The sequence below is a fragment of the Hallella seregens ATCC 51272 genome (genome assembly GCF_000518545.1).
Classification (GTDB): Bacteria; Bacteroidota; Bacteroidia; order Bacteroidales; family Bacteroidaceae; genus Prevotella; species Prevotella seregens.
In genome coordinates, this window is the sequence record NZ_JADU01000001.1 from 363,551 (window position 1) to 375,363 (window position 11,813).

Consider the following 11,813-nt stretch of genomic DNA (forward strand, 5'->3'; position numbering starts at 1 on the left):
GAATGCCGCGCAGCCAAATTTTGAATTTTGAATTTTGAATTTTGCATTGCTAAATCTTGATGGTCACGTACCCCATGGCCGTGAAACCGGCCATAGGCATGTAGCCCAGCTGGTAATAGCGGTGCTGCTCGGGGTATTTGTTGCCCACGATGGCCGAGTAAGCCCAGCCGGAGGCGGCATAGTGACGGTCGAAGATGTTGTTGAGGCTGAGCCCGAACACGGCCTCCTTGATGCCGGCCACGCGGCGGGACAGTCCCAGCGTGTAGCTCAGGTTCACGTTGGTCTGCGTGTAACAGGGCAGCGAACGGTCGTGGTTGGCCGTGTTGTCCAGGTACTGGCGGCTCACATAGTTGGTGTGCCAGGTGGCCTGCAGACCGCGATAGTGCAGGTTGAGGAAGCCGTTGAGGATGGCAGCGGGCGAGAAAGCCAGCGTGGAATGGTCATAGTGCACGGGGGTGGGGGCCATTTCTTTCCAGTCGGCATCGTAGGTTTCCACCACCTCGTCGAAGTCCTTGATTCTGTTCTGCGAGAGGGCGGCGTTGCCTATGACGGTGAGCCACGACAGGGGGCTCCAGTCGGCGTTCAGCTCTGCGCCCATGCGGTAGCTCTTTTTCACGTTGGTGGTGAGCGATTCGCCGATGTCGCTCTTCTGCCCCGTCTGTACGAACTGGTCCTTATAGTCCATGTAATAGAGGTTCACGCCGGCGTGCCAGTTGCCGCCCGCATAGTTGTAGCCCAGCTCGAAGTCGGTCAGGTGCTCGGCGTTGGGTGCGGGGTAGGAGCCGTTGTTGGTGAAGTTGTTGCGCTCGGGTTCGCGGCTCGCATAGGCCACGGAGGCGTAGGCGCGGTGCCCGCCCCGGTGGAAAGTGACGCCGGCTTTGGGGTTGAAGAAGTTGTAGTGCTTGTCGATGTCGAGCGCGTGGTTGGTATAAGTGCCGTCGGCTTTCTGGTAGAACCGGTCGTTGATGCCGTCGGTCTTGTAGTCCACGTGGCGGTATTGCAGGTCCGCAAACACATCCCACGCTTGCGTGAGGTGCATGGTGCCTTTCAGAAAGGCCGAGTAGTCGTTCTTGTCGGCATCCGAGTCGTAGTATTTGTTGCCGTTCCAAGGGTGCAGGAAATCAAGGGCTTTCTCGGACGGCCCCACGTAGGAAATGTAGTCCAGATAGCCGAAGTGGTTGCCGCGGAACTGTTGCAGGTTCACGCCGCCGAGGATGTCGAACGTGTTGTCGGTGTAGTTGGCGTTGTAGAGCAGGCCGTAGGTGTGCTGGCACAGCCCCTTGCGGCGCACGAAGTCGCCCTTTTTCACGGTGGGCTTCAGCTTTTGTCCGGGGACGGGCTGCTGGCCGGCCGGCACGGGAACAATGCCAAACTTGGCAAACTTATAGTTGTATTTGAACTCCTTGTAGTAGCCGTAGCCGTAGGTGTAGTGCAGGGCGGCGTTGTGTGCCCAGTGGGCGTTGGGCTTCCAGGTAGCCGAGAGAATGTTGTGGTTCTGGTAGAAATTGTCGGTGGTCTTGTCCCACAAGCGGCCGCCGTCGAGCTGGTAGCGTGTGGTCTGGTAGTTGCCGTTGGCGTCCTTGACAAAGGCCCACGTATGGTCGTCGAAGACCATCCGCTCGTAGAGCGGGTTGAAACGGCCAAGCCCGTGCGCGTACATGTCCTTGTAAGTGCGTATGCCGTCGTAGCTGTTCAGGCTGTAGTCGCTGTTGCCTGCGGTGATGCCGTTCCAGGCCTGGCCGGTTTTTTCAAAGTTGCCCACGTTCTTGTAGCGTAGCGTGAAGTTGCTGCCCAGCCATGTCAGTCCGCCGTAATAGGAGCCCGATCGGCCGCTCGTGCCGTGCAGGTAGCCGTCGGTGCCCGTCTCGTGGTAGGCCCCGTCGAAGATGAGGTGGCCCCAGAGCAGCCCCGTGGAGAAGCTGGCCCCGGTGTGATAGCTGTTGTAACTGCCGTAGGCACCCGTCACTTCGAGCCGCGGTGTCTCGCTCGGGGCGGCCATGGCCAGCGAAATGGAACCGCCGAAGGCCCCGTCGCCGTTGGTCGATGTGCCGATGCCCCGCTGTATCTGCGCCGAGCCCAGCAGGGCTGCGTAGGAGTTCATGTTGGCCCAGAAAACCGTCTGGTCTTCGGGCGAATTGAGGGCCACGCCGTCGAGTGTCACGTTGATGCGGCTGCCGGCAGCGCCTCGGATGCGCATGTGGGTGGTGCCGATGCCCATGCCGTTCTCGCTCCACGCCAACACACCGGGCGTTTGGGCGAAGAGCAAGGGCAGTTCCTGCCCCGACGCGGAGAAGTTCTTGAGTTGTTGTTTGTTGAGGTTTGCCACCGCAAACGGTGCGTTTTGCTGGGCGCGCACGCCCTTGACGACCACTTCTTGCAGGTCGGCCAGCATGACGGAGTCTGCGTCAGCCGCCTGTGCGGGCACCGTGCCGAGGGCAGCCAATGCCAGCGTTGAGGTCCAAATCAGCTTGTTCATGGATACCTTAATGATGAAACAATGATACGTAAAGGGATGAAATCTTACCTACGCCGGCATTATCCGGATCAGGTTCGAGGGTATAATCTCAGCCGCCCAAACGGGCTGGCACCCCTTAGAAAGCCGTTTGCTTTCCGCGTGCAAAGGTACGGCTTAAATGTGAAAGCGTCAAAACATTTGCCCGGAAAATGGCCCAAAAAGTGCCGTTTGCACCGTCGTCAGGGTGAAAGGACGGTGCAAACGGCATGGGTTGAGGCCCGGATGTGGCCCGAATCAGGCCGTCTCAGGCGAAGGCTATCGTGAGGCCGGCCATGACAATGCTCACCATTGACATGAGTTTGATGAGGATATTGAGCGAGGGCCCCGAGGTGTCCTTGAACGGATCGCCCACGGTATCGCCCACGATGGTGGCTTTGTGGCAGTCGGAGCCCTTGCCGCCGAAATGGCCTTCCTCCACGTATTTCTTGGCGTTGTCCCAGGCCCCGCCGGCATTGGCCATGAAGACGGCCAGCGTGAAGCCGGCAGCCAGTCCGCCCACGAGCAGCCCCAGCACCCCGGCCACACCGAGCAGCAGTCCCACGACGATGGGGATGACAATGGCCAGCAACGAGGGCACAACCATCTCGTGCTGGGCGCTGAGCGTGGAGATTTCCACGCAGCGGCCATAGTCGGGCGTGCCCGTGCCGTCGAGAATGCCCGGTATCTCGCGGAACTGCCGGCGCACTTCCTCGACCATTCGGGCGGCCGCACGCCCCACGGCACCCATCGTAAGGCCGCAGAACAGGAAGGCAGCCATGGCCCCCACAAAGGCTCCCACGAGCACTTTGGGGTTCATCAGGTTCACCTGGAAGAAGTTCATGAAGTCGGGTATTGTGGCCTGGGCGGCATCGATGGTCTGTCCTCCCACGCTGGTCATCGTGTCGCCCACGCGGTGCATGGCTATCTTCACCTCTTCTATATAAGAGGCCAGCAGGGCCAGGGCCGTGAGGGCGGCCGACCCGATGGCGAAGCCCTTGCCCGTTGCAGCGGTGGTATTGCCCAGTGCGTCGAGGGCATCGGTGCGCCGGCGCACCTCCTCACCCAGCCCGCTCATCTCTGCATTGCCCCCGGCATTGTCGGCAATGGGGCCGTATGCGTCGGTGGCCAGCGTGATGCCCAGCGTTGAAAGCATGCCCACGGCGGCGATGCCGATGCCGTAGAGCCCGGTCTGGATGCTGTGGGCGCTCATTGACATGTCGAAGCCGTTGCCGCAGAGGTAGCTCAACAAGATGGCGGCCGAGATGGTAAGCACGGGCACACAGGTGGAGATCATGCCCGTGCCGATGCCCTTGATGATGACCGTGGCGGCCCCGGTCTGTGAGGAACGGGAGATGTCCTGCGTGGGGCGGAATGACTGCGAGGTGTAGTATTCGGTAGCTTGGCCGATGACAACTCCGGCGGCCAGCCCGCTGACGACGGAGAAGCCCACGCCCACCCAGTTGTCGATGCGCAGCAGCCAGAGGATGAGGAACGTGGCGACGACAATGAGTGCGGCGGCCGTGTTGGTGCCCATTCCGAGCGAGTGGAGCAGGTTTTTCATCGTGGCCCCCTCGCGGGTGCGCACCAGCCAGATGCCCAGCAGGCTGAGAAACACCCCTACTGCAGCGATGAGCATCGGGGCGACGACGGCGCGCATCTGCATGTCGCCGGCCGCCGAGGCAAAGGCTGTGGCCCCCAGAGCCGCCGTGCTGAGGATGGAACCGCAGTAGCTTTCGTAGAGGTCGGCCCCCATTCCGGCCACGTCGCCCACGTTGTCGCCTACGTTGTCGGCAATGGTTGCGGGGTTGCGCGGGTCGTCTTCGGGGATGTCGGCCTCCACCTTGCCCACGAGGTCGGCCCCCACGTCGGCGGCTTTGGTATAGATGCCGCCGCCTACACGGGCGAAGAGGGCCTGTGTGGAGGCACCCATGCCAAAGGTAAGCATGGTGGTGGTGACGGTGATGAGGGCACTGCTGTCGCCCTTGTAGAACCAGGTGAGGACGAGGAACCATGCTGCGATGTCGAGTAGACCCAGCCCCACCACTACGAGACCCATGACGGCTCCCGAGCGGAAAGCCACGCGCAGCCCGCGGTCGAGGCTGTGGCGCGCGGCGTTGGCCGTGCGGGCACTGGCGTAGGTGGCTGTCTTCATGCCGAAGAAACCGGCCAGCCCGCTAAAGAATCCGCCGGTGAGAAAAGCAAAGGGAACCCACGGGTTCTGGGCGTTGAAGCCGTAGGCCATGACGGCAAAGAGGATGGCCAGAACCAGGAAGACGATGAGCACCACCCGGTATTGCTGTTTCAGATAGGCCATGGCACCGCGGCGTACGTATAGGGCAATCTCGGCCATGCGGGCGGTGCCCTCCTCCTCTTTCATCATGCTGCGGAAGAAATACCAGGCCATAGCCAGCGCGCAGACCGAGGCCAGGGGGATGATCCAAAAGACAAAAGGAATTGTTGTTTCCGTGTTCATAAGCGTTTGTCAGTGTTAAAGGGTTAGTCGGATAGGTGAAACGAAAGTGCAGACAAGCCGCCGGAAGCACCGTTTGCTGTGTTTTCCAAGGCTTGTCTGCACCGTCGTGGCTGCACTCCGGGGAGCCGGAGGCGTATCTTTTTGGGGGTCGGGGTCATGCCCCGGAGGTCTGGGGGCGCCGGTCGGCGCGCCTCCGCTTAGTCAATGACCACGGTTGTCCAGCCGTGTTTGTCCTCGATTGTGCCATACTGGATGCCGCGCAGGGTCTCGTAGAGCTTGGTCGACCAGGGGCCGGGCTTCGTTCCGTAGTTGTATTGCTTGCCCGTGTCGAGGTCGTCCAGATGGGAGATGGGCGAGATGACGGCCGCCGTGCCGCAGGCGCCGGCCTCCTCGAAGGTCTCCAGTTCGTCCTCGGGGATGGGACGGCGTTCCACTTTCAGCCCCAGGTCTTCGGCAATCTGCATGAGGCTCTTGTTGGTGATGGAAGGCAGGATGGACGAGGATTTCGGCGTCACATACGTGTTGTTCTTGATGCCGAAGAAGTTGGCGGCGCCACATTCATCCACATATTTCTTCTCTTTGGAGTCCAGATAGAACTCGCTGGCATAGCCTTTCGCGTGGGCAATCTGGTTGGCTTTGAGCGAGGCGGCGTAGTTGCCGCCCACCTTGTAGATGCCGGTGCCCAGCGGTGCAGCGCGGTCGTAGTCGCGGATGATGACGTAGGGGTTGCTGGCGAAGCCGCCCTTGAAGTAGGGGCCTACGGGTGTTACGAAGATGAGGAAGCAGTATTCCTTGGACGGATGCACGCCCACCTGTGCGCCTGTACCGATGAGCAGCGGACGTATATATAAGGTGGCGCCGCTCTCGTAGGTGGGAATCCACTCTTGGTTGAGGCGCACCACCTTCTTCACCATCTCCTCGAACAGCTCCGTGGGCACCTCGGGCATCAGAATGCCGCGGCATGTATTTTGCAGTCGGGCGGCGTTTTCGTCCATCCGGAACACGCGCACCTTGCCGTCGGGACAGCGGTATGCCTTGAGCCCTTCAAAGGCTTCCTGGCCGTAATGCAGGCAAGTGGCGGCCATGTGGAGCTTGAGATACTCGTCCGAACTCACCTCCATTTCGCCCCATTTGCCGTTCCGATAGTAACAGCGCACGTTGTAATCGGTCTTGATGTAACCGAAAGACAAATTAGCCCAATCCAATTCTTTCATATCTTTTTTGCTTTAAACGTTCAGCTTATAAATCATGGCAAAAGTACGAATAATAATTATATATCGCAACAATTGCTGCCGTTTTCTACCCGTTGGCCAGGATTTTCTGTATCTCGGCGTCGGTTTTGGTGAGCCGAACCTTGCACAGCTTGATGAGTTGCTGCGCTTTCTTGAGCTGCTTGGACATCTCGTCGATGTCGAGTTCATTGTTTTCCAGTCGCTCGACAATGTCCTCCAGCTGTCGGATGGCATCCTCGTATTTGGTCTCTGTTGCCATGGTTGGTGATGTTTAGGATGGGTGGTGAATGGGGTTTACGGTGGAGCGCACGGTGCCGTGTTCCAGTCGGGTCTCTATCTCGTCGCCGGGTTTGAGCTGCGACGCGTCGTGCACGGCGCGGCCTTGGTGCAGCGTAATGCTGTAGCCGCGGCTCAGCAACAGCTGCGGGTCCACGGCGCGCAGCCGCAGTTGGGTGCGTTCCAGCCGGTGCATTTCGTCGGTCATGCGCTGCTTGGCGAGGGTGGGCACGAGAGCTTCGAGCTGTTGCAGCCGGGCGGCGGCCCCGCCGAGCTGTCCCTGGATAAGGGCGGTGAGCTGGGTGGAGAGGCGTTCGAGCCGCGCCTCCTGCCTCACTTTGACCAGCGAGAACAGCGTGGGGATGCGTCCGGCACAGCGTTCGAGCCGCGCGTGGGCCGTCTCCAGGCGGCGACTCACGCAGGTGGTCATGCGGCGTTGGCAGTCGTCCACGTGGTGCCACACCCCGGCCAAATGGTCCACAAGCAGGGCTGCTGCCGCCGTGGGTGTCTTGACACGGGTGTGCGAAACCATGTCGAGGATGCTCTCATCGCGCTCGTGTCCAATGCCCGTGATGATGGGCAGGGGGAAGTTGGCCACGTTCTCGGCCAGGGCAAGGGTGTCGAATCCGCTCATGTCGGCCGTGGCGCCGCCGCCCCGGATAATCACCACCACGTCGAAACGGTCGGCTTCGGCGTTGATGGCATCGAGGGCGGCGATGATGCTCGGCTCCACTTGATCGCCCTGCATGACGGCCGGAAACAGCTGCGGCTCAAAGGCCAGACCGAGGTCGTTGTCGGCCAGTTGACGGCAGAAGTCGCCGTAGCCGGCCGCCTGCTCGCTGGAAATCACGGCAATGTGCTGGGCAAACAGGGGTATAGTGAGCTCTTTTTGCAGGTCGAACACCCCCTCCTGCTGCAGCCGTCGGACGATTTCCCGTCGCTTGCGGGCCATGTCGCCGAGGGTGTAGGTGGGGTCGATGTCCTGCACAATCCACGCAAACCCGTAGGCCTCGTGGAAGCTGGCGGCCACCTTGAGCATCACTTTCATGCCTGCGTGCAGGGACTGCCCGGTCGTCTGCTCGAACTTGGGGCGCAGCAAGGCCCAGCGGCTCTTCCAGCATTTGGCCGAGGCGCGGGCCACGGGCGTGGGCGAGAACAGGTCTTTCTGCACGAGCTCCATGTAGCAGTGGCCCCGCACCTCGCGCACCTCGGACAGTTCGGCCTCCACCCAATAGCAGGTGGTGAAAGTCGATTCGATGACTTCGCGCACCAGCGCGTTGAGCTCGAAGAGGGTCAGTGCCGACGCTTTCATGCTGCGGTGCCTCCTGCGTTTAGTTGTCGACGGCGGCCGGTTTGTGGCCGAGCCCCGCCTGATAGGCTTTCCAGAAGTCGGGGATGCCGTAGCCGAACACGTTGTCGGGATGGTCGGCGCGGCTGCCGGCCTTGCGCACCAAGTCCATAATCTGGCTGGCTGTCTTGCCCTGAAGCGCCTGCCACAGGCAGGCCACCATGCCGCAAAGGATGGGCGTGGCAAACGAAGTGCCGTTGGCCTGCGTGATGACGCCCGAGCCGTCGATGACTGTGGCCCCCACGCCGCGCGATGCTACGTCGGGTTTGACGCGCCCGTCGATGGAGGGGCCCACGGAGCTGAACGCTGCGTTCACGCTGTCTTTGTTGAGTGCGGCCACGGTGAGCACGTTCTCGGCGTCGGCCGGACAGCCGATGCGCTTCCACGAACGCATGCCTTCATTGCCCGCGCTGTTCACCAGAATCATGCCCTTGCGGGCCAGCATCGAGGCTGTTCGGGAGATGAGCGCGGTGTGTCCGTCCTGTTCGCGGTACAGGTGTGTGGCCGCTTTGTCGTCGAATTGGTGGTATCCCAGCGACGAGTTGATGATGTCGGCACCCACGGAATCGGCGTATTCGGCGGCCTGTGCCCAGTAGTCTTCCTCGACGAGGTTCTCGGTGCGGCCGTCCTCGCTGCGCAGCAACAGGAAGCTGGCACCCGGCGCCGTGCCCACGAAGAGGCTGTCGGCGTGGGCCGCCATGTCCGAAAGCACCATCGTTCCATGGTCCAACAGCCGGTAGACGTCGGCCTGATAGGGGTACACCATGTCGCGTTGTCCCACGATGTTGACCTGTTGCAGGTAGCCGATTTTGTCGGCGTTCATGAAGCCTCCGTCGATGATGGCGATGAGCTTGCCCTCGCCGCGGAAGCCCGCTGCATGGAGTCTTGCTCCATTGAGCATGTCTATCTGGCTCTGCCCCAACCCGTAGCGATGGGTGCGGGGACGGCGCAGGGCGGCCGTGTCGGCCACGACGGTGTCCACGCGTTCCGCCCTGATGGAGTCGGGCGTGGTGAACACCCGCGTCACCTTGGCGACGAAAGGCAGCCCCGTGAAAAGGTCTGTGGCGGCCGTGCGGGCCGTCTTGACCAGCACAGTGTTGTTCCATTTGCTACCGCCGATGACGTGGAACCCCCGCTCGGCCAGCTGTCTGAGATAGCGTTCGGACAGGGGCAGGTCGGTAGAGTCCACCTGCAGTCCCTGCCGGTAGCGCCGTTCCAGCGCCTTCTCCGACAGGAATTTTTCGGGATGTTTCAGGCTGTGTGCCGTGCCCCGCTTGTCTTTCAGAGCGAGGCGGTAGATGCGGAACTGCCCGTCGGGATAGGCTGTGGAGTCGGCCCGGAGGGCCCAAAGACGGCCCCGCCCAGCCTCAAGCTCCGCGCCCATGGCCCAAAGGCTTGCGCCACTGACCCAGAGGAGCAGGAGGAGTAAAGTTTTTCTCATTCGCAATATCTGTTCTATATAGCTGCGGTTCGCGTGTGATTTACGGCGAATCACGTGCAAAAGTAATGTGAAAATGGCGAAACTCCAAATCTTTTTCGTAATTTTGCAATCCGACATTTGTACGTTCTCATGACGCAAGACAACACTGACAACCGCAAGGCGACGCTCGAATTGGGCACCAAGCCCGTGGGCCGGCTGCTGGCGCAATACGCCCTTCCGGCCATCATTGCCATGACGGCCTCCTCGCTCTACAACATCATCGACCGCGCGTTCATCGGTCAGGTGGTGGGGCCCATGGCCATCTCGGGTCTGGCCATCACGTTCCCGTTCATGAATCTGTCGGGTGCTTTCGGTGCGGCGGTGGGCATAGGGGCCTCCACGGCCATCTCTGTCAAGCTGGGACAACGCGACTATCAGACGGCCGAACGGCTGTTGGGCAACACCGTCACCCTGAATCTCATCATCGGTTTTACGTTCGGAGTGGTGTGCCTTTTGTTCCTCGACCCCATTCTTCGCTTCTTTGGCGCGAGCGAGCAGACGCTGCCCTACGCCCGCGACTTCATGCAGGTGATACTGGCCGGAAACATGATTACGCACATGTACTTCGGCATGAACGCCGTGCTGCGCGCCGCCAGCAAGCCGCGCCAGGCCATGTATGCCACCATCTTCACCGTGGTCATGAATATCGTGCTCGACGTCATCTTCATTCTTTGGTGGGGCTGGGGCATCCGCGGCGCCGCCTTTGCCACGGTCATTTCGCAGACGCTGGCCCTCGTTTACCAGATGAAACTCTTTGCCGACCGGCGCGAACTGCTCCACCTCAAGCGTGGCATCTACTGCCTCAAGGCCGGTCTGGTGAAGAACATTGTGGGTATCGGCATCTCGCCTTTCCTTATGAACGTGTGTGCCTGCATCATCGTTATCTTCATGAACAACCAGTTCGTGCGCTTCGGCGGCGACCTTGTCGTGGGCTCTTACGGCATTGCCAACGCCATCTCCACGGTGTTCCTCATGTTTGTGTTGGGCCTCAATCAGGGCATGCAGCCCATTGCAGGCTACAACTATGGCAGCCAGCAGACCGACCGTTTGATGCGTGTGCTGCGCCTCTCCATCGTGGGCGCCACCTGCATCATGACCGCCGGATGGCTCGTGGCCATGCTGTTGCCCTACTATTGCGCCCGTCTGTTCACGGCCGACGCCACGCTCGTCGCGTTGTCGATCAAGGCCATCCGCATCAACATGTTCTTCTTCCCGGTCATTGGATTTCAGATGGTGGTCACCAATTTTTTCCAGTGCATCGGCAAGGTCAAGGTGAGCATCTTCCTCTCGCTGTCGCGCCAGCTGCTGTTCTTGCTGCCGCTGCTGGCCGTGCTGCCCCGGTTCTTCGGGGTCGATGGCGTGTGGTATTCGCTCCCCGTGTCCGACCTCACGGCCGCCCTCGTGGCCGCGGCCATCATGTCTCTGTACATGCGAAAGTTCAAGAAACAAGTCATATTCTCAAATCATGGATGAGCAAAACATCATTATCAACGTCGGCCGGCAGATCGGTTCGGGCGGCCGGGTGATTGCCAGGCAGCTGGCCGAGAGCTTCGGCTGCACGTTCTACGACCGCGAACTGCTCAATCTGGCCGCCAGGGAGAGCGGTTTCAGCGAGCGGTTCTTCGAGCAGAACGACGAGCGTAAAGGCTTTCTCCGCTCCCTCTCCCACGTGCACGTGCCCCTCATGGGCGAGAACAATTACTACAAGAACAACTTCTCACAGGAGAGTCTCTACCAGTTCCAGAGCGACGCCATACGCCGTGCCGCCGAGGCGGGCAGCTGCGTGTTCGTGGGGCGCACGGCCGACTACGTGCTGCGCGACTTCCCCAACGTGGTCAACATCTTCGTCACGGCCCGCCTGGAGCAGCGCGTCGAGCGGGTGGCCCGCCGCCATGGCCTCAATGCCGCCGCCGCCCGCAAGTACATCGAGAGTCACGAGGACGCCCGCTCCTCCTATTACAATTACTACACGGGCAAGCGTTGGGGCCGGGCCGAGAGCTACGACCTCTGCATCAATTCCAGTCTGCTCGGCATCGAGGCGTCGGCCCGACTCGTGGCCGAGTTCATCCGCCAGCGCATGGCCCGGCCGACCGCAACGGCTGCGCCCACGGCCCCCGAGCCCCCGCGTTGAGCCCTGTAGTCAACCCCGAAAACTAAAACCCACGTCTCCATGGACACCTGTTCCCAACAACTGCACCAGTGTCTTGACCTCATGGCCCGCTCCGCGCTGCTCTTCACCGACGGCGACCGGGCCAACATGGACATCCTCATCACCATGCTCGGCGAGGTGGACAAGCAGATCATCTGCGCCCGCTACGGCCTCTTCGGCACGGTCCGGCAGCCCCTCGCGGCCATTGCCGCACGCTATGGCGTGCCGCCCGGAGCCATCGTCGAGATACTGGAGAAAGACCTGCGCAAGCTCGCCGTCACGCCCGAGTGGCAGATGCTGCTGAGCCGGTTCCCGCCCTTGGTGCGGCGGCGGCTGGGCGACGGGTAGCCGTGGACGACCG

At 61.2% G+C, this 11,813-nt stretch carries 9 protein-coding genes; 3 read left to right on the forward strand and 6 right to left on the reverse strand.

Annotated features, from left to right (window positions below):
• Positions 1–49: 49 nt before the first annotated feature.
• The 6 genes from L888_RS0101615 to L888_RS0101640 form a co-directional block, all read right to left on the reverse strand.
• Positions 50–2,476, reverse strand: a complete 2,427-nt coding sequence (locus L888_RS0101615) for a TonB-dependent receptor (RefSeq protein ID WP_027951606.1) — start codon at positions 2,474–2,476, stop codon at positions 50–52.
• A gap of 283 nt (positions 2,477–2,759) precedes the next feature.
• Positions 2,760–4,967 (reverse strand): sodium-translocating pyrophosphatase, encoded by a 2,208-nt coding sequence (locus L888_RS0101620; protein ID WP_027951607.1) that lies wholly within the window; start codon positions 4,965–4,967, stop codon positions 2,760–2,762.
• Positions 4,968–5,164: 197 nt separating this feature from the next.
• Positions 5,165–6,181: a branched-chain amino acid aminotransferase gene (locus L888_RS0101625; RefSeq protein WP_005843747.1), complete on the reverse strand. Its 1,017-nt coding sequence runs from the start codon at positions 6,179–6,181 to the stop codon at positions 5,165–5,167.
• 85 nt (positions 6,182–6,266) lie between these two features.
• Positions 6,267–6,458, reverse strand: coding sequence for an exodeoxyribonuclease VII small subunit (gene xseB / locus L888_RS0101630; protein ID WP_027951608.1), 192 nt, complete (start codon positions 6,456–6,458; stop codon positions 6,267–6,269).
• A 12-nt stretch (positions 6,459–6,470) separates the two neighbouring features.
• Positions 6,471–7,787: an exodeoxyribonuclease VII large subunit gene (xseA, locus tag L888_RS0101635; protein WP_027951609.1), complete on the reverse strand. Its 1,317-nt coding sequence runs from the start codon at positions 7,785–7,787 to the stop codon at positions 6,471–6,473.
• Between the two features lie 19 nt (positions 7,788–7,806).
• Positions 7,807–9,264 (reverse strand): S8 family serine peptidase, encoded by a 1,458-nt coding sequence (locus L888_RS0101640; RefSeq protein WP_044248350.1) that lies wholly within the window; start codon positions 9,262–9,264, stop codon positions 7,807–7,809.
• A gap of 129 nt (positions 9,265–9,393) precedes the next feature.
• Between L888_RS0101640 and L888_RS0101645 the strand changes: the two genes are divergently transcribed.
• The 3 genes from L888_RS0101645 to L888_RS0101655 are packed head-to-tail and all read left to right on the forward strand — an operon-like array spanning position 9,394 to position 11,800.
• The gene (locus tag L888_RS0101645; RefSeq protein ID WP_027951611.1) at positions 9,394–10,776 is read left to right on the forward strand and encodes an MATE family efflux transporter; all 1,383 of its coding nucleotides are present in this window, start codon (positions 9,394–9,396) and stop codon (positions 10,774–10,776) included.
• The gene (locus tag L888_RS0101650; protein WP_027951612.1) at positions 10,769–11,434 is read left to right on the forward strand and encodes a cytidylate kinase-like family protein; all 666 of its coding nucleotides are present in this window, start codon (positions 10,769–10,771) and stop codon (positions 11,432–11,434) included. Before L888_RS0101645 ends, L888_RS0101650 begins: the two co-directional genes overlap by 8 nt.
• A 39-nt stretch (positions 11,435–11,473) precedes the next feature.
• Positions 11,474–11,800, forward strand: a complete 327-nt coding sequence (locus L888_RS0101655) for a hypothetical protein (protein WP_027951613.1) — start codon at positions 11,474–11,476, stop codon at positions 11,798–11,800.
• Positions 11,801–11,813 lie beyond the last annotated feature (13 nt).